Origin of the sequence: Dissulfurimicrobium sp., from assembly GCF_049968175.1 — a bacterium.
GTDB classification, from domain to species: Bacteria; Desulfobacterota; Dissulfuribacteria; order Dissulfuribacterales; family Sh68; genus Dissulfurimicrobium; species Dissulfurimicrobium hydrothermale.
Map to the genome: position 1 here is coordinate 7014 of NZ_JBMFRG010000030.1, position 18045 is coordinate 25058.

The 18045-nt window shown below is 52.6% G+C and carries 16 protein-coding genes; 13 read left to right on the plus strand and 3 right to left on the minus strand.

The features are described from left to right. Window positions 1-24: 24 nt before the first annotated feature. The 4 genes from ACP5SG_RS05375 (at window position 25) to ACP5SG_RS05390 (ending at window position 4667) form a co-directional block, all read left to right on the plus strand. On the plus strand, window positions 25-1020 hold the full coding sequence (locus ACP5SG_RS05375) for a hypothetical protein (protein WP_428122684.1): 996 nt from the start codon (window positions 25-27) through the stop codon (window positions 1018-1020). Window positions 1021-1168: 148 nt separating this feature from the next. Beyond that, a complete protein-coding gene (locus ACP5SG_RS05380) occupies window positions 1169-1798 on the plus strand; it encodes an HAD-IC family P-type ATPase (RefSeq protein ID WP_428122687.1) in 630 nt (209 codons plus the stop codon). Between the two features lie 71 nt (window positions 1799-1869). Continuing rightward, window positions 1870-2235 (plus strand): hypothetical protein, encoded by a 366-nt coding sequence (locus tag ACP5SG_RS05385; protein WP_330873305.1) that lies wholly within the window; start codon window positions 1870-1872, stop codon window positions 2233-2235. Window positions 2236-2393: 158 nt separating this feature from the next. Then, on the plus strand, window positions 2394-4667 hold the full coding sequence (locus tag ACP5SG_RS05390; protein ID WP_428122692.1) for an ATPase: 2274 nt from the start codon (window positions 2394-2396) through the stop codon (window positions 4665-4667). On the opposite strand, the gene ACP5SG_RS05395 is transcribed toward ACP5SG_RS05390, so the two are convergent. From ACP5SG_RS05395 to pstS, 3 genes are read right to left on the minus strand one after another with little or no spacing between them, the layout of a single operon-like run. Beyond that, the gene (locus ACP5SG_RS05395; protein WP_428122695.1) at window positions 4650-5903 is read right to left on the minus strand and encodes an ATP-binding protein; all 1254 of its coding nucleotides are present in this window, start codon (window positions 5901-5903) and stop codon (window positions 4650-4652) included. The two genes, ACP5SG_RS05390 and ACP5SG_RS05395, sit on opposite strands and share 18 nt — an antisense overlap. Window positions 5904-5905: 2 nt before the next feature. Beyond that, the gene (locus tag ACP5SG_RS05400) at window positions 5906-6598 is read right to left on the minus strand and encodes a response regulator (RefSeq protein ID WP_237888851.1); all 693 of its coding nucleotides are present in this window, start codon (window positions 6596-6598) and stop codon (window positions 5906-5908) included. Window positions 6599-6655: 57 nt separating this feature from the next. After that, window positions 6656-7741, minus strand: a complete 1086-nt coding sequence (gene pstS / locus ACP5SG_RS05405; RefSeq protein ID WP_424661681.1) for a phosphate ABC transporter substrate-binding protein PstS — start codon at window positions 7739-7741, stop codon at window positions 6656-6658. Window positions 7742-7973: 232 nt separating this feature from the next. Between pstS and ACP5SG_RS05410 the strand changes: the two genes are divergently transcribed. From ACP5SG_RS05410 to ACP5SG_RS05450, 9 genes are all read left to right on the plus strand, one after another. Then, window positions 7974-8726 (plus strand): hypothetical protein, encoded by a 753-nt coding sequence (locus ACP5SG_RS05410; RefSeq protein WP_237888852.1) that lies wholly within the window; start codon window positions 7974-7976, stop codon window positions 8724-8726. Between the two features lie 103 nt (window positions 8727-8829). Then, window positions 8830-10185 carry a KamA family radical SAM protein gene (locus tag ACP5SG_RS05415; RefSeq protein ID WP_237888853.1) on the plus strand — a complete coding sequence of 452 codons (1356 nt, stop codon included), beginning with the start codon at window positions 8830-8832 and terminating at the stop codon, window positions 10183-10185. Further along, a complete protein-coding gene (locus ACP5SG_RS05420) occupies window positions 10186-11190 on the plus strand; it encodes a D-alanine--D-alanine ligase family protein (RefSeq protein WP_237888854.1) in 1005 nt (334 codons plus the stop codon). After that, on the plus strand, window positions 11168-12244 hold the full coding sequence (locus ACP5SG_RS05425) for a D-alanine--D-alanine ligase family protein (protein ID WP_237888855.1): 1077 nt from the start codon (window positions 11168-11170) through the stop codon (window positions 12242-12244). The genes ACP5SG_RS05420 and ACP5SG_RS05425 overlap by 23 nt, the downstream gene beginning before the upstream one ends. Next, window positions 12216-12740 carry a GNAT family N-acetyltransferase gene (locus tag ACP5SG_RS05430; RefSeq protein WP_237888856.1) on the plus strand — a complete coding sequence of 175 codons (525 nt, stop codon included), beginning with the start codon at window positions 12216-12218 and terminating at the stop codon, window positions 12738-12740. Before ACP5SG_RS05425 ends, ACP5SG_RS05430 begins: the two co-directional genes overlap by 29 nt. A 64-nt stretch (window positions 12741-12804) precedes the next feature. Next, window positions 12805-13899 carry a hypothetical protein gene (locus ACP5SG_RS05435; protein WP_424661683.1) on the plus strand — a complete coding sequence of 365 codons (1095 nt, stop codon included), beginning with the start codon at window positions 12805-12807 and terminating at the stop codon, window positions 13897-13899. 111 nt (window positions 13900-14010) lie between these two features. After that, window positions 14011-14220: a type II toxin-antitoxin system HicB family antitoxin gene (locus tag ACP5SG_RS05440; RefSeq protein WP_237888858.1), complete on the plus strand. Its 210-nt coding sequence runs from the start codon at window positions 14011-14013 to the stop codon at window positions 14218-14220. 37 nt (window positions 14221-14257) lie between these two features. Next, a complete protein-coding gene (locus ACP5SG_RS05445; RefSeq protein ID WP_424661686.1) occupies window positions 14258-14425 on the plus strand; it encodes a helix-turn-helix domain-containing protein in 168 nt (55 codons plus the stop codon). Continuing rightward, the coding region (locus ACP5SG_RS05450; protein ID WP_428122706.1) for an AAA domain-containing protein at window positions 14422-18045 on the plus strand (3624 nt) is incomplete at its 3' end. The genes ACP5SG_RS05445 and ACP5SG_RS05450, both read left to right, overlap by 4 nt.

An 18045-nucleotide genomic window follows, 5' to 3' on the forward strand; every position in this document is an offset into this window, starting at 1 on the left:
AAAAAAACAAAAGGGAGGGTATCTATGAAAAGTCTTGGTTTATTAAAGATTGGGATTGTAATGCTCATCATGGCTATGGGTATCTTTTATCCTAGTTTCGGCATTTGCAACGATGATTTTGACAGATTTATCATGCCGGTGTCCAACCCTATATATCTAGGAGACGCAAGAAACGTCACCATGATAAGACCTCTTTATCTCTTTCAAAGGCTCCCCCAAAAGGTCGATACCATAATAGGCAAGGTCCCGCTTGGCGGCCACATAAACGGCTTCGCAATTCAGGCGAGTTACGCCTTTAACGATAGACTCTCGCTTGTTGCAGTGAAGGACGGCTATATAGACTGCAGGCCCAACAATACCCTAAATGATCACAACGGCTGGACCGATATAGCCGCAGGGCTCCAATATTCATTTTTGTATCACCCACAAGACAACTTTATCATGACCGCCAGGCTTGTTTATGAAATGGCAAGCGGTAGCGATCAAGTCTATCAGGGAAACGGCGACGGCAACTTCAATCCATCCATCTTGTTCTTGAAGGGGATCGACAGGCTGCAATTCTCAGGGGCGCTCGGCCTTGTAGTGCCGGTTGACAGAAACCAAGAAAACACCTTGTTTTATGATTCGTGGCACCTTGATTATGCGGTTACAGACTGGTTCAGACCCCTTGTTGAACTCAATCATTTCTATGTCATAGACAGCGGCGACAGGGATCCATGGATCAGGAACGCCATAAATAAGCTCGGGGTCGAAAGGGCGTTAAGCGCAACGCTCGGCACAAGCAAGGAAGACGATGTAGTCGCAAGCGTCGCCAAATTCAATGGATGCGACATTGTCGACCTCGGCGGCAGGTACAATGACGACCACAGGAATCTCGTCACCCTCGCCTTCGGCTCAAGGTTCAGGGTTACAAACTGGCTGGACTTCGGTGCAGCCTATGAAATCCCACTCACAAGCAAAGAGGATGGCCTGATACGCGACAGATTGATGCTGGACGCCATAGTGACGCTCAAATTCTAGGCCACATTCATTTTTATTTTATTTTTTTATGATATAATTCAGACAGGCGATAGGCTATCGCCTGTCTGAATCCTTCTTAAGGATCGGCACGTAAAAAGCTTCCCGAGCAAGATAACGGACCAGACCATCCCGTCAAGGAGGTGCGCTGATGGTTGAGACCTCGTCAACAAAACCACATGAGGCCCTACATCATGGACTGAGCTCCGACGAAGCGGCCCGTCGATTGCAGCAATACGGTCTAAATGCCTTGGAGGAGAAAAAAATCTCCATCCTGCGCCAGCTGCTCGGCTACTTCTGGGGGCCGATCCCATGGATAATCGAGGCGGCGGCCCTGCTCTCGGCCATCGTCAGGCACTGGGCGGATTTCTGGATCGTCACCGCCCTGCTCATCTTCAATGCGGCGGTAGGCTTCTGGCAGGAATACACGGCCGGCAATGCGGTGGAGGCGCTGAAGAAACAGCCCGCCACGCGCGCCAAGGTGTTGTGCGATGGTCGGTGGCAGGAGATCGACGCCAAGCCGTTGGCGCCAGGCGACATCATCCGCATCCGTTTGGGAGATGTGATCCCGGCTGACGTCAAATTGACGGAGGGGGATTATCTGAGCGTGGATCAATCGGCCCTGACCGGCGAATCCCTGCCGGTGACCAAACGCGCCGGTGACGCGGCCTTCTCGGGCGCTGTGGTCAAACAGGGCAAGGTGGTGGCCGAGGTCACAGCCACCGGCAAGAATACCAGGTTCGGCCAGACCGCATCATGTTCTTTGTGGTGCTGGCGATGATGTTCTTCGACTTCTATCCGATCACCGCCGTCATGATCATCCTGCTGGCGTTCTTCAACGACGTGCCCATCATGACCATCGCCTATGACCGCACTGGTCTTGAACAGCGCCCCGTGCGCTGGGACATGCGCCAGGTCATCACTGTGACAACCGCAATGGGGTTCGTTGGCGTAATAGGAAGCTTCGGGATGCTACCGATCGGCCATGGACTGGCTCAAACTGGGCGTGTCGCAGATACAGACCTACGTCTTCCTCAAGATGGCAGTGGCTGGTCACCTGGTGCTATTTGCGGCGCGCACCAAGGACCATTTCTGGAAACGGCCCTGGTCCGCCCCCATCATGGTCTGGTCGGCGGTTATCACCAAGTTGGAGCACCCTGCTGGCCGCCTACGGCTTTGGGCTCATCATGCCCATCACCTGGCCGGAAACCGTCCTGATATGGGGATATTTGTTCATCTCCGTCCTTATGACAGATCTCGTAAATGTTCATGTTTACCACCATTTGCGACCTAGACACACTAGATCAGAAAGAAAGGAACGCGCCATTACCGTACCATGTATTTAACCTGCCATTATTTTTTAAGGAGTTGTTGAAATGCCTGATTGGAAAAAAAAGAAGATATTGCTCATGGGCTCCAGGGTGACGATAACAAATATGCCCATAAAAGAGGTGAACCTTATCGCCCAGGGGAGTCTACCGGCCTACGGCTATGACCCAGGCGACTTCATAGAACTGATGGCGGGCAAGGTCACGATTGAAGAGGGACGTCTTGAGCAGTGCCTCACCTGGCTCTCCTCCTACCTGACCGCATCGGGGCTAAATCCGAGGATTAGCACCCTTAATTACGGCGTACGAAGAGACGTCTTTCAGATATTCAAAAAACGCAGCAGCCAAGGCCCTGTCGAAAACGATCACGGCTGGTTCATGGTCCAACAAATACTCCCTCCCGGGGGAAGAAGTACCGAACCTGACCATATTGAAATAACAAACGACAACAAATCGGCACTGGAGGCAAACAACGGCATAGTGATCATTGACGACGGGGGAAATCCGCCGAGACTTGCAGGAGAAATAAAAGAACTCAACCCAGGGGCATGGGCGATAGCCCTCGGCATAAGCGCGGCCCACTGGCAAGGCTGGGTGGAATCTTTTAAGGAAAATTTCATATTGATATGCAGACTTTCCGATCTCGAAACCACGCGAATGGAGATGGACAGCTCAATCCTATGGGAATCCACTGTGGCAATGGCCGTAAGGGCGCTAAAGAGCCCAGAGGTGGGGCTTTGGGATGAGAGATCGAACCGCTTCAAATGCCACATAATGGTTGAGATGTTTCCTGACGGCATACTTTACATCGGCCCTGAAACGGCCATGTTCAGGCATTGGGAGGGGGCCCTTCCAGGGGTTGGATCACGCAATACATATGGTTCGGTGCCATGCTATGATACACTTCTTCCCGCCATGCTTTCGATAGACTGTCTGCGTATAGGCGGGATACCGCTCGACAGCAACTACTTTTTTGATTTATCAAAACGCGTCCTCCTGAACTGGCATCAGCTCCACCAGCATGGATATTACTTCACCGACGGCTTGGAATTCCCGAATCTCGACTTTTCATCAACATATCCTACCGGGGTCCCATGCTCATTCCTGAATACATACGATGACCCATGTTTCTTTGTACTGCCACCCTTCACCCCACATCTTGAACACATGCTGGAAATCGTCTCCAGCCAGTCATGGTGCAAAGACAGAAAACAGGCCATAAGGTCGTTTTTCAGGGCCAATACACCGGCCAATCAGTGTGAAACAACCGGCCCAGCAGCAACCGCAAGAGACCTGGGGTATATAGGTGTTATACTCTCGGTGCTGAAACACCTAAAGGAAGAAGTAAACCGCAAGGCCGGCTTCAAATATCTGCGCCTCTTCCAGGTAGGCGCCCTCCGAACAACGGACCCGGTCGAGATCGAACCGGTCATGGCCCTTCAAAGGGTGATGGACAGCTATGTTACAAAGGAACATGTCAAGCGCCCTTTATGCGTAGGGGTATTCGGTCCACCGGGCTCAGGTAAATCATTTGCCGTGGAAGAGGTTGCAAGGGTCATCTCAAAAAGGTTCGACAGAAACCCGTTTGAATTCTTTCAATTCAATCTGACGCAGTTTTCAGGTCCTGAAGAGATAAATTCAGCCATCGATCTTGTCAGGGCCTCTGTAGCAAAGGGAAGGATCCCGATCACCTTTTGGGACGAATTCGACTGCCGCTATGACGGGTTTGAATTCGGATATCTGAGATATTTTCTACCGTCCATGCAAGACGGCGTCACATACGTAAACGGCATTCCCAGGCACATAGGCCGGTCGATATTCGTCTTTGCAGGCGGGGTAAAAGAGTCATGGGATGACATGACCGCACTCCTGCAACAACCCAGCGATCAAATAGACAGGATGGTCAAAGCCCTCAAAATCCCTGATTTCATGAGCAGGCTCAGGGTGGTCTTGGACATAGAGGGTATAAAGATCCCTGAGGAACTACTAAGAGATTCGACGTCTGGCGAGGACCTTGAAACCCTGCGGATGATCCTGCTCAAGAGGGCCTTTATAATAGCGCACCAGATGGACAACCACTGGCCGAAGGCCGCCCGCAAGACCTCCGGACTCTTGCTGCGGCTCCTCATAGCCAGATACAAATTCGGCGCACGATCCATTGAGGCGGTGATAGAATCGAGCCATGCTGCCGACCGGCTCGTCTACGGACTGCCTGAGCTTATTGCCCCTCCTGCCGCAAGGATACATGCCGAATGGCGGATAGACCTTGAAAGGAGGGTAGACCAAATCAGAAAAGAATTCGGCCTAAGGGGGGTCTGGTAGAGAAACAGGGACGGCAAGATAGAATGTCGATCCATGGCCGAGTCGGCCTTCCACCCACGTTCTGCCATTATGGATCTGGGCCACCTGCCTGACTATCGAAAGCCCAAGGCCGGCACCTCCGGTCTTGTCGTTTCCAAGCCTGTAGAACCGCTCAAACACCTTATCAAGGGCATCAGTCGGTATGCCCGGCCCTTCGTCCGATACGGACAAGACGGCCTCTGCCCCCTGCACTTCCATGACGACCGCCACGCCCGATCCTTCACTGGAATACTTTACTGCATTGTCAATAAGATTGACGACCGCCTGTTCAATAGCCGAGGGGGAGGCAACAATCAGGACATCCTTCTCAGGCACCCTTATATCAAGTCTTATCCCCTTCTCCTCCGAAAACGGCGACATCGCATCAACAGCCTTGAGTACCACCTCCTTGAACGACAACTTTTCGGCACCTTTCAGACAGCCCGCGCTTTCAAGCTGGGCCAGCGTCAGTATATTACGGACAATACCGGCGAGCCTGTCCGAATTCTTGAGTATGATCGTCAAAAACCGCCTGGACATCTCTGGGTCAAGCGACCCTTGGTCGAGAAGTGTCTCGGCATATCCCTTGATAGAGGTAAGCGGCGTCCTCAACTGATGCGCCACATTGGCGACCAGATCCTTTGCCACCTGCTCCGAGCGGACAAGCCCTGAGACATCATTAAAAATCATGAGGCACCCGCCACCATCAGAACTGTCAAGCCTCCTGACGGTTACATCCATCTCCTTGTTATTTTGTACTATCCTGATGTTTCCGGTCTGTTCGAGACAGGTGTCAACATCCTTCAGGGCCCTGATAATCTGCGGCGCCCTTACAAGCCCCTGAATGTCCCGGCCTATCCAATCATCAGGATGGGCATCGGACTGATTTAGCATCTTCAAGAGCGCATTGTTTACAAGACTAATTCCACCCCGTCCGTCTGTCAGCAAGACGCCTTCATTGATGTCATAAATGATTGCATTAAGGGCTTTTATCTTCGCATCTTGCTCAATGACAACACCGGCAAGCGCCTCAACGACGCCGGGCACATCGTCTCCGACCTTCTCCCGGCTTAAGAGACCCTTTTCAAATAGGGCCTGCAGCAGGTCTGAAGGGGGCGCACAGGCCTTTCGAAACCCACTCCAAGGCCTTGCAAATACGTATCTAAGGATGAAAACGGCTGTAAGCAACGCGGCTGCAAGAACTAAGAGGGCACGCAATTTCAGGCCCTTTCGTTGAAGCGATAGCCCATGCCCCTTACGGTCTCTATGCAGCCGCTCAAGGCACCGAGCTTTTTTCTGAGCCTTCGTATGTGGGTATCGACGGTCCTTGCGTATCCATCGAAGGAATAACCCCATACCCTGTCGAGGAGCGTCTCGCGGCTCTTTACGTTGCCAGGGGTCGAGATAAGCTCCTTAAGAAGCCTGAACTCTGTTGCGGTCAGATCTACAGCCTCTCCGCCAGCCTTGACGGCATATCTCCCTAGATCCATCTCTATACCCCCGGCCTTGAGTATATCCACGGATCTGTCCTCCTGCGGATAGGTCCTGGCGATTACAGCCTTTATGCGGAGGATCAGCTCCCTTGGACTGAAGGGTTTTACGATGTAATCATCCGCCCCGAGCTCGAGGCCGACGATCCTGTCTGTTTCAGAGCCCCTGGCCGTCACCATGAGGATAGGAATATGTGAAAGCTTCGGATCCCGCTTGATGCGTTTACACACATCAAGCCCATCCACATCTGGAAGCATGAGGTCGAGAAGGATCAGGTCGGGCCTAAACTGCCTCACGTAAGACAAGGCATGGCGTCCCTCCGGGAGCACCATGGACTCAAACCCTGCCTGATCCAGATTAAATCTTATGAGATCCGCTATGTCTTTTTCATCCTCGACCAAAAGTATACGTTGTTTAACCATAGCCGATAAATTAGACAGGGGGAAAGGAGACCAACCGCTCCATTCCCCACGAAGGGATCAGTTCGCCGGCCAGACGGCCTTGCCGCCGGACCTTATCTCTTTAGTCCACATATCCTCCACCATCTTCACCGCCTCATCGGGCATAGGGATATATATGAGCTCCTTCGCCATATCACCGCCGTTCTTGTAGCACCAGTCAAAAAACTTCAAGACAGACCGTGCCTTTACAGGATTGGGTTGATCTTTATACATCAAAATGAATGTCGCCCCCGTAATAGGCCATGACCCAGCCCCTGGCCCATTCACCAGCACGACCTTCATCCCTACAGGGGCATGTTTCCAGTCCGCGCTTGCCGCAGCCGCACGGAAGGTCTGATCGTCGGCGACCACAAAATGTCCGTCCCTGTTTTTAAGGCTCACTGTTATGAGCCTGTTCTGAAGGGCATAGGCATACTCCACATAGCCAATGGCACCATTTACCCTTTTTACATAAGAAGCCACACCCTCATTACCTTTACCGCCGAGCCCGACCGGCCAGTTGACCGCCTTGTCGGCACCGACCGCCTTGCCCCACTCAGGGCTTACCGCCGCAAGATAATGGGTGAATATCCAGGTGGTGCCGGAGCCGTCCGCCCTATGGACAACAGTTATTGCGGTCGAAGGGAGATTCACTGTCGGATTCAAGGCCTTTATCCTGGGGTCGTTCCATGTCTTTATCTCACCCAGATATATCTTTGCAAGGGTCTCCCCGTCGAGTTTGATCTCATTGGCCTTAACCCCCTTGAGATTTACGACCGGCACTATCCCACCCATCACCATTGGAAACTGAACAAGACCAGCTGCCTCCAACTCCTGCGGCTCAAGAGGGGCGTCGGATGCCCCGAAGTCCACAGTCCTTGCCTTTATCTGTTGAATGCCGCCGCCTGAACCGATGGATTGATAGTTGAGCTTAACACCCGAGACCTTTTGGTATGCAGCCGCCCACTTTGAATAGATCGGATAGGGGAAAGTTGCCCCTGCACCGGTTATGGTTTCTGCAAGGCACTGTGAAAAACCGGCCACGAAAGGCAAAAACACCATCAAAAAACTAATGGATGCCAGTCGTCGGACATACAACCTCAAAGACCCTGTTGTCATTTTCATTTCAAACCTCCTTTAGAATATTTGCCTAACTATTTATTTATAATAAAGGCTATCCATTGATTGTTACAGAAAAATGACAAAATTGTGTCAATATTATAAAACAAAACCAACAAACTGCATTCGGATTTGCATCAAGCAAAAAACGGTCGGCTTCAGGGCTTGACTTTGGATTTTAAATAATCATAATCCGCTATAAAAATGATCGGTAAGGATCAAATCTAGAGGTGATGTCATGAACAAAAAGACGCCCTTCAAACCGGCCTCTTCAATCCTTGCAACGTTGATCGCAACCATCTTCCTTGCATCGTGCAGCACCGCCTACAAGAGCCAGGAGGTGTCATTCCGTTACCCGACGTCTTATAATTTCTCACAAGACATCGCAGGGGCGAAGGTTGCGGTAGAGGCCTTCGCCGATAAAAACAGGGCAAAAAGCGCATTTGGCTTCGACATCCTTGGCGCAGGCGTCCTGCCTGTACAGATCGTAATCGACAATGAAGGGACCCATGGGCTTGAAGTAGTCCCGGCCCAAACCTTTCTGATCGATTCAAACGGCAGGATGTGGAATATCCTCGACAACATACAGGCATATGAACGCCTTGAAAAAAGCTCAGAATTTACAAATATCGCAAAGTCTTCCGGCGCAGGGGCGGCCCTTGGCGCAGCGGGCGGCGCACTGGTAGGGGCCGCTGTCGGCATACTCTCGGGCAGAGACATCGGAAAAGATATACTTAAAGGCGCAGGCGCAGGGGCGGCAGGCGGCGCACTGGTAGGCGGGGCCCAGGGCCTCAACACCGACGAGGTCTCTGAGAAGATATCGAACGACCTTGCCAGGAAGCAACTCAAAAACAGACCTGTCGAGCCAGAAAATCTGGCGAGAGGCTTCATGTTCTTCCCCGCCGAGGCGAGTGGGGCAAGACAACTCCGTCTTCAATTGAAAGAAACCGATACTGGAAAGATACACACGGTCACGCTGATCGTAAATTAGGTTGCCTGTCAAATGCCAGAGATGGCAGGATCGTCTCTGTTTTCTGGTCCTTGTTTTGATTTTATGATAAGCGCATATGCATAGGCGCTGAAAGAGGTAAAATATGAAAAGATCCCCGACAGTCTTCGCTCGTGAATGCGCTGCGATCGAACCAGCCACCGCCAATGAGCCTCCTTCGCATCAAGACGAAGAGCCTCCTTCGCCTCCATGCCGGTCGAACATACCGCCAGCGCTCGCCAGTCTCTGGGCTGACATCACGCAAGCACAGTGGAATGATTGGCGGTGGCAGTTCAAAAACAGACTTCACAGCCTGAAAGACCTCACCCTCCTTCTTGGCCTCAAACCAAAGGTGTTGGATAGATTCAGAAGGCTCCTTGACACATATCGTTTTTCGGCAACGCCTTATTACCTTTCCCTTATAAACTGGAACGATCCAAATGACCCTATCTTCCGTCAATGCATCCCTGACCTTGCAGAGATTGAATACAACGGAACCAGTGCAGAGATCAGCTGCATGCAAGAGATCGATACGGAAGACCCCCTCGAAGAGGAAGAAGACAGCCAAGTGCCGGGACTAGTGCACCGCTACCCCGATCGAGTCCTTGCGGTCGTGACAAACAGGTGTTCCATGTACTGCCGCCACTGTACCAGAAAACGCATATGGCACGAACCAGAGGCGGAAAGGAGCTACCAGGACCTCCAGCGCATGATCGACTATGTCGCTGCTACACCAAAGGTAAGGGAGGTGATTGTATCGGGTGGAGATCCCTTGACCATGAACATGGACAAGCTCGACTGGTTTCTGGGCGCACTTGAGGCCATCCCCCACGTCGAGGTGCTAAGGATCGGCACCCGCATACCCGTTGTACTGCCTATGCGCATAACCGACGAACTCTGTGCAATGCTCGGCCGCCACCGCCCCCTTTGGCTCAACACCCAGTTCAACCACCCCAACGAGGTGACACCCGAAGCGGCCCTGGCGTGCGACAGACTGTTGAAAACCGGCATTCCTGTCTCGAACCAGACCGTCCTCCTGAGGGGCGTAAACGATTCATTGGAGATCATAAAGGCACTATGTCATGCATTGCAGCGCATCATGGTAAGGCCATATTATCTGTTTGAGTGCGATCCTGTAAAAGGGGCGGAACACTTCCGCACCAGCATCTGGACTGGCGTCAATATTATCGAAGGCATGAGGGGACATACAGGCGGCCTCTGTATCCCGACCTTTGTGGTGGATGCAACAGGCGGGGGCGGTAAGATACCCCTTCAACCCTTCTACCTCTTGTCAGCCAATGATGAAGAGGTGATATTCAGGAACTATGAGGGGTTGATCATAAGATATCCCAATCCGTATCCTGAAAATGACCCTGCAAAGAGACATGCTGCATCACCGCCACCCGCTGATGAAGGAGACCGATACAGACGCAGGCATCTAAAGGCCGGAGGTACAATATAAATGCACCTAGGCCTTACATACGACCTCAAGCAAGACTACATGGATAGAGGATGGAGGCCCGATGATGCGGCCGAATTCGACTCAGCCGAGACTATAGACGCCATAGCCTCTGCGATAGAAAGGCTTGGACACAGGGCAAGCCGTATAGGCAACTGCCTGGACCTTATAACGGCGCTGGCCGCCGGTAAACGCTGGGATCTCGTATTTAACATAGCCGAAGGCACACACGGGAGAAGCAGGGAGGCCCAGGTGCCTGCTATCCTTGAGTGCCTCTCCATACCCTACACCATGTGCGACCCCCTTACCGCATCCATAACACTTGACAAAGAAACGGCTAAACGGATAGTGCGCGACCACGGCCTTGCCACCCCTGATTTCACGGTGATCAAAAGGCCCGGCGACATAAACACCGTCACGCTGCCATTTCCGCTTTTCTTAAAGCCTGTGGCAGAAGGTACGGGCAAGGGCATATCATCGCGATCCCTTGTAAGAGATCATGACGAACTCGAGTCCGCCGCGCTAGAAATGCTCAAGACCTATGCCCAACCCGTACTGGTTGAGGCTTATCTCCCTGGACGCGAAGTCACTGTGGGCGTAATAGGCACCGATGACGAGGCCGAGGCAATAGGCGTTATGGAGATCATATTCAAACCAGGGATAAAAGATGCATTTTATTCCCACCACGTAAAAGACAACTACAAAAAATTCGTAGAATACAGGCTACTTGAGCCAGGAGATGATGCGCGGAAGGCTGAAGAGCTTGCCGTATCAGCCCACACGGCCCTGGGGTGCAGGGATGTATCAAGGGTGGACCTCAGGGCTGACGGTCATGGGAAATGGCATTTCCTCGAGGTGAACCCGCTTCCCGGTCTGCACCCAGTTGATTCAGACCTTCCTATACTCTGTCGGCTTAAAGGTATTGAGTATCACAAGCTGATAGAAAATATCATATCCTCAGCGCTCAAACGAATCCATTCCCCTTATGCGGGTAGCAATAATATATAATGCCGTAGACGGGAACTGCGATCCGTCCGAACTTGATGTCTTGGATCAGGCACAGACAGTGGGTAAGGCCCTCGATGTACTAGGGGTAACATATGCCGCCTTACCCATAACTAAGATATTCAAGGATCTTATGTATGGCATCGAGAGATTCAGGCCTGACATAGTCTTCAATCTCGTTGAATCAGTTAGCGGAAAAGATGAACTCCATCCAAATATCGCAGCGGTGCTTGAACTGATCGGGCTTCCATTTACCGGATCATCGGCCCGAGGTCTCTGGCTTACCACTGACAAGATCATTGCCAAGGAGATAATGCAGGCGAGGGGCATACCAACCCCTGATTTTTGGACATATCCAGAGGATATGCGGCCCTACCGGGTCTGCCGCACAGGCGAATGGACCGCAGATGATCACCTGCTGGCTTGCGGACATGATGTCCGCTGTCGAAAAACCGGGGGTCCGTGGATCGTAAAGCCCGCTGCAAAGGATGCCTCTATCGGCATAGACGAAGATGCCGTCTTTTCCTCCGCGGATGATCTCATGGCAGGGCTGTCGTCGAGATGGAAGGCGCCTGACGCTAAACCGTTCCTGGTAGAGCGATACATACACGGACGAGAATTCAACATATCCATGCTTGAAAGACCTGGAGGTGTCGAATGTCTGCCTCCGGCGGAAATCGTGTTCCGCAATCACCCGAAAGGGCGCCCGAAGATACTTGACTGGCAGGCGAAGTGGGACACATCAGCCCTATCTTATCATAACACGGTGAGATCATTTGACTTTACGCCAGAAGATCTTCCGCTTCTCGAGAAGCTGAAGGCCCTGGCAAAGGCGTGTTGGAAGGCCTTTGAACTAAACGGCTATGCAAGAGTCGACATGAGAGTAGATGAAAACAAGATGCCCTGGATCCTCGAGATAAATGCAAACCCATGCCTGTCCGGTAATGCAGGATTCATGGCTGCGGCCAGGGAGGGCGGACTTTCGAAAGAAGAGGTCATCAAGAGGATACTTGAGGCCGCAATGCGATATGAACAGCCTTTATCCCATAAACCTTAGAACGCATCTAAACGCAACGGACGCGGTCGGAATCAAGGCGCTGCTCGATCGCACAGGCCTCTTCAGGGCCGATGAGGTGGTCGTGGCCCTGGAACTGGTAAACGACCGCCTGTTTCTACACGGAGACAAAAGCGATTACCTGTTTGTCGTGGCGGAGACATCTATCGGCGGCGCTGAAGGTCTCGCAGGTTTTGCATGTTACGGACGCATCCCGTGTACCAAAGCGAGTTTTGACTTATACTGGATAGCCGTAGAACCTGAAATGCAGGGCCTTGGCATCGGCAAGGTCATCCTCAGTCTCGTCGAATCCATGATAATCAGCTCAGGAGGCCAAAGGCTCTATGCCGAAACCTCGTCACAACCCTCTTATGAAACAGCCCGTCTGTTTTATGAAAGATGCGGCTTTAAGCGCCTTGCCTTCTTGGAAAATTTTTATGCCGAAGGTGACGGCAAGATCATATACGGCAAAAAACTTACACCTCCAATATCAAATTAAGCATGAATATTGCATAAGTTATCTGATAACTAAAAAATCCGCGGATATATGAAATGGAGGCAGGATGATGAGCATCGCCCCTATCAGGTTCAAGACACCCATTGCAATCGGCACAGCGTCACAAAACAGATACCATATGCAGCTCAATGGGTTCGGCGCTGTCAATTCCTTTAACGCTGCCCTGGCCAGCGCAAAAGAAAATGCTATGCCGAATGACCATACTGCCACGATGCAGGCAGGTAAAAATTTCCATGCCGAAGACGCGGCGTCGACCAATGCGCCGCCGAACGCGCCAGCCGAATCAATGTCGGACAACCTTGCAAAGGTTATGGCAGCACTTGAACAGGAGCGCTTTCTGGCCTTTCTGCTTACTAGACTCAGCCAGGTCCCGACAGCTCAGGATCAGGGCGCAGTTATGGATATTGCAGAGGCGCCGCAGGTGATCTCTTTCCAAACACAGGCGATCCATGTACCAGCCGCACATGACACCGCTGCAAGCAGTATCCATGGCGACACCTTGGAAGATACCGGGCATGGAGAAATAGGAAGGCTTTCGGCTGAATTTGAATCTGGCAATCAAGGTCCTGGAACAATAGGTTATGATGAAACAGGCGGAACGTCCTATGGGACATACCAGATTTCAAGCCGTCGAGGTACCTTTAACCGTTTCATCTCATTTCTTGAAAAATACGCCCCTGACTATGCAGCAAGACTTAAGGCCGCCGGGAACCCGGATACAGGCGGAAAGTCAGGCAAGGTCCCGCAGGAATGGCAGAGGATCGCAAAGGAAGATCCAGGGGGCTTTGAGGCCCTGCAGCGACAATTCATCAAAGACACCCACTACGGCCCAGCGCTTCAAAAAATCGCCCAGAACACTGGTATCGACCTGAGTGAAAGGTCATCCGCACTTAAAGAGGTGCTGTGGAGTACATCTGTCCAACATGGGCCTGACGGGGCCGCCAGGATATTCAAGAAGGCCATTGAAGGCCTCAGGGCCAAAGGCGATCTCTCCGATCAGGCCATCATAAATGCCGTATATGACATAAGAGGCCGCCAGTTCGGTTCTTCTGCCCAGCAGGTGCAACAGGCTATAACCAGAAGGTTTTCAGAGGAGAAGGTGGCGGCCCTTGGTATCCTGAAAGACAATATCAGCGTTTAAAACGAGAGGCTGACTGTGGCGGTTTATCGCCTGATTTGAAAGTCTCAACCAGATTTATTATTTTCAAACATAATTGAGTTTACATCACCTGCCACTCTGGAGATTACTGCAATGGATTACAATATTGAATATGAACAAGAGGAAGACGGCCGCTGGATAGCCGAGGTGCCCGGACTTCCAGGTGTCCTTGCTTACGGCAAAACTGCAAAAGAAGCGATGGCCAAGGCAGAAGCCCTGGCCCTTCGCGTTATGGCGGAACGTATTGAAACAAACGAAAGCCAGCCCGTTCCCGTATCCTTCAATTTTGCAGCACCCGCATGAGAATGAGACAGGATACTGTCGACTATATTTGGTTTGTGTGAATTTAAAAATGAGGCGGACCAAGCTGTACCGCATGGCCCAAGATGGGGACATTCCGACTTCCAAGGTCGGCAACCAATGGCGCTTCGACCGAGATGGAATCGACCAGTGGATGAAAAGTCAGAGGCCAGTGACGGGTAAGGTGCCAACCGGAGGAACAGAATGAATCCCTCCTCAACTCAAAGCTCGAATGAAAAAGCCGTTCGATTGGTCGATTATCTGCTTCGATTGGCGTCATTACGCACCAAGTTGATCCGCGACGTTGATGAATACGAGAAAGTGCTTTGGGTGTCGAAGGTTCCGAATGAGCGAGGTTGCTTCACACAGGCTTGGGGGCGCGATGAAGAACATGAACCGGACGAATGGCTGGAAGTTCAAAACCGGCATGAGCCGGAATTGCCTGCTGTTCCTGCTCAATGCAAAGACTGGGTGAACCAAGAGGCGCTCCGCAACAAGAACGACCTGCCCGGACTCTTCCCGGAAATCCAGCGGCAAATCCAGAATCCTGATTGGCGCGAGGGATCGGATCAGCCGGAAACCATCCCGCATACTGAACGCCTTGAGGATCATCCCGAGGTTCAACAAGCATGGAATCGCTATGTCGAAGACAAATGGTTGCCCTGGACGGAAGAGCACAATGCATGGGAAAAGGTCCACAAGGTCTATTCCTCTCTCTTTGCCATCCATCAAGAACAGCTCCGGCTCGGCGAGGAATACGAACTGGTGCTCGGTTTGGGATTGCTGACATGGCAAACACCCACCGGGCAGCGCGCCCGACGTCATTTGGTTGTCGCCGACGCCATTCTGGAGTTTGAAGCCCGCCTGGGGAAATTCACCGTCCGTCCCCACACCGAGGGTGCCAAGCTGCGCCCTGAACTCGATATGCTGGACATCGAGGAGCAACCGGCGCGCGCGGAGGAAACCGCAAAGGCGTCACTGGCTGCGGCCGAAGACGATCCGTGGGAAAAGGGTTGTGTCGAAGGCGTCCTTCAGGCCCTGGTGCATTCGATCAACTCACAGGGCGATTATGAGGGTGCTCTTGAAGCCAAGAACATCCGCGCCTCGGCAAAGCCCATCGTAGAATACGCCCCCGCCTTGATTCTGCGAAAACGTTCCGCCAAAGGTCTTGCCGAAACCTTGAAACGGATCAAGGAGCAGATAGAAAACGGGGAAGACGTTCCCTGTGAATTTGCGGACCTTGCGGAGATTCGCCCGAATAACGATCGCGCAACGGGCGATGGCCCGGAGGAGGCCAACGTCCCGTTCGATAGTGAAATCTTCTTCCCAAAGCCATCCAACGATGAGCAGCGCCTGATTGTTGACAAGATTCGAGCGGCAAGCGGTGTGCTGGTCCAAGGGCCGCCCGGCACTGGGAAATCTCATACCATCGCCAATCTGATTTGCCATCTGCTTGCCACAGGACAGCGAACGCTGATCACGGCGAAGACGCCTCGCGCTCTTCAGGTTCTTGAAGGACTTGTGCCTGTTGAGTTACGGCCTCTTTGCATCAATCTGCTTGGTAGCGGACTTGGAGAACGCCGCTCTCTCGAATCCAGCGTTGGCGGCATTCTCCGCAAGAATGAGGAGTGGAACGAAGATCGCGCCGGGCGAGAGCGCACGGGACTTGAAGAGCGCCTTCAGAATCTCCGTGAAGAGAAGGCCAAGGTCAACCGCCGGCTCCGCGACATCAGGGAGTCCGAGACTCATACGCAGTCCGTCGCGGAGGGAGCCTATCGAGGGACGGCGGCGAGAATCGCTGAAGCTGTGAACCAGGATCGCACCGACTACGAATGGTTCGCGGATTCCGTTCCTTTAGACAAGACGTGTCAGATCTCCACAGACACTTTGCGAAGCGTTCTCTCGGCTTTGCGCCAATTCACGCCAGAGAAGCGCCAGGAATTGGGCCTTGCATGGCCTGAGGAGTTGCCATCCCCTGAGCAATTTGCCAAACTCGTAGGGAATGAAACCAGCGCGACTGAAGAAGAGCAAAACTCGGCTCGCGGGGCCGATGAACATATCGCCAATCTTTTGGAACGAAACAATCCTCTGGCCATCGAGGCGATCCTTAACGCTTTCTCAACGTTCCGTGACACTCGCAGGAGACTCCTCGCAACGCCGCATTCATGGATGATCGATGCCTTGCGCGATATTCTGGGCGGTAATTCGTCCCTGTGGCATGAGCTTTTCCGTGTTACACGAGACGTTATTGCGTCAATCGAAGCACTCGTTGCGGTCGCTGACGAGACCCGAATCGAATTCCCGGACACTACCGATATCAGATCCTTGTATGAAGACGGCGGGAAACTGAAAGAGCACATGGAGAACGGCGGGAAACTGGGTTGGGGGTTGTTTCGGCCTAAACCGGTGAAAGAGCGGTTATACGTTATCAAGGCCGTGAAGATTGGCGGCCGCCCATGCTCCACGGTCGAACATTTCTCAACTCTTGCCGAGGCACTGTACGTTCGCATTGAATGCGAGAAGGCGTGGGGGTTCTGGAATGGGCGAAGTGAAAAGGTTGAAGGGCCGTACACTCTCCAACTGACCGCCCTCAAGTCATTGTGCGATGCGCTCAAAAACGCCCTGGCGCTTGAGGAACTCATTGCCAAATGCCAAGAAGCGATAAAACAATGTTCAGGCATGGGCGAACCCGTATGGGCCGACGAATCCCAGATTGAAAGGGTTATCTCCTCGTGTCGCCTTGCATTGGCCCGTATCCGCAAGCGGCGCGCCATCGAGGAAATTCAGAGTATTGAGACCACGATCTCACTCATGGCTGCCAGTGGCGACACGCATCCGGTGACAAACGATTTGCTGAGCGCCGTGCACAGCCGCGACGTGGAAAAGTTCGCACGATGCGTGAATACGATTCAAGATTTGACAAATGAGCGTCAGTGCCTTCAGAAAATGGACGAGGATCTGTCAGATTTGCGCCGTTTGCTCCCGCAGTTCACAAAATCCTTGGAACAAACCTGCAACGATCCTTATTGGGAGGAGCGAGTCCAGCATATCAATGACGCCTGGCATTGGGCCCAGGCGCGGTACTGGCTCGAGGATTACATCCGGCAGGAAGACGTTCCAGCGCTTGCCAAACGCGCCAAACAAATCGAGGATGAGATCAACAACATTATAGCGAAGCTTGCCGCGCTTCACGCCTGGTCGTTCTGTTTCTCGCGGCTCAAGGAAGACCATCGCCGTCACATGGAAGCCTGGCAACAGTCCATGCGGAGACTTGGCAAAGGGACGGGAAAGCACGCGCCGCGTCACCGACGTGAAGCGCAAGGACATTTGAATAAATGCCGCGAGGCGGTTCCGGCCTGGGTAATGCCGCTCCATCGCGTTTGGGACACGGTGTCTCCCGCGCCCGGTATGTTCGATGTGATTATTGTTGACGAGGCTTCGCAATGTGGCTTCGAAGCCCTCCCCTTGTTCTATCTGGGAAAGAAGATAGTGATCGTTGGCGATGACAAGCAGATCAGCCCAGACGCTGTGGGTTTGCCCCGCGATCCGGTGCATCGCCTGATGGAGGACTTCCTTTATGATTTCCAGTTCAAGTCGTCCTTCGATATTGAGAGCAGCCTCTTCGATCACGGAAAACTTCGGTATGGAACCCAGCGGATCACCCTGCGTGAGCACTTCCGCTGTATGCCAGAAATTATCCGTTTCAGCAACGACCTTTGCTATTCGGATACGCCGCTGATTCCATTGCGGCAGTATGGCCCGAACCGCCTGCCTCCGCTCGAGCATGTCTTTGTGAATGGCGGGCATCGTGAAGGTTCTAACAACCGA

What these genes read in the sequence shown, in the direction of transcription:
- ACP5SG_RS05375 (WP_428122684.1), top strand. Translation starts at nt 25, where the DNA reads ATGAAAAGTCTTGGTTTATTAAAGATTGGGATTGTAATGCTCATCATG.
- ACP5SG_RS05380 (WP_428122687.1), top strand. Translation starts at nt 1,169, where the DNA reads ATGGTTGAGACCTCGTCAACAAAACCACATGAGGCCCTACATCATGGA.
- ACP5SG_RS05385 (WP_330873305.1), top strand. Translation starts at nt 1,870, where the DNA reads ATGACCATCGCCTATGACCGCACTGGTCTTGAACAGCGCCCCGTGCGC.
- ACP5SG_RS05390 (WP_428122692.1), top strand. Translation starts at nt 2,394, where the DNA reads ATGCCTGATTGGAAAAAAAAGAAGATATTGCTCATGGGCTCCAGGGTG.
- ACP5SG_RS05400 (WP_237888851.1), bottom strand. Translation starts at nt 6,598, where the DNA reads ATGGTTAAACAACGTATACTTTTGGTCGAGGATGAAAAAGACATAGCG.
- pstS (WP_424661681.1), bottom strand. Translation starts at nt 7,741, where the DNA reads ATGAAAATGACAACAGGGTCTTTGAGGTTGTATGTCCGACGACTGGCA.
- ACP5SG_RS05410 (WP_237888852.1), top strand. Translation starts at nt 7,974, where the DNA reads ATGAACAAAAAGACGCCCTTCAAACCGGCCTCTTCAATCCTTGCAACG.
- ACP5SG_RS05415 (WP_237888853.1), top strand. Translation starts at nt 8,830, where the DNA reads ATGAAAAGATCCCCGACAGTCTTCGCTCGTGAATGCGCTGCGATCGAA.
- ACP5SG_RS05420 (WP_237888854.1), top strand. Translation starts at nt 10,186, where the DNA reads ATGCACCTAGGCCTTACATACGACCTCAAGCAAGACTACATGGATAGA.
- ACP5SG_RS05425 (WP_237888855.1), top strand. Translation starts at nt 11,168, where the DNA reads ATGCGGGTAGCAATAATATATAATGCCGTAGACGGGAACTGCGATCCG.
- ACP5SG_RS05430 (WP_237888856.1), top strand. Translation starts at nt 12,216, where the DNA reads ATGAACAGCCTTTATCCCATAAACCTTAGAACGCATCTAAACGCAACG.
- ACP5SG_RS05435 (WP_424661683.1), top strand. Translation starts at nt 12,805, where the DNA reads ATGATGAGCATCGCCCCTATCAGGTTCAAGACACCCATTGCAATCGGC.
- ACP5SG_RS05440 (WP_237888858.1), top strand. Translation starts at nt 14,011, where the DNA reads ATGGATTACAATATTGAATATGAACAAGAGGAAGACGGCCGCTGGATA.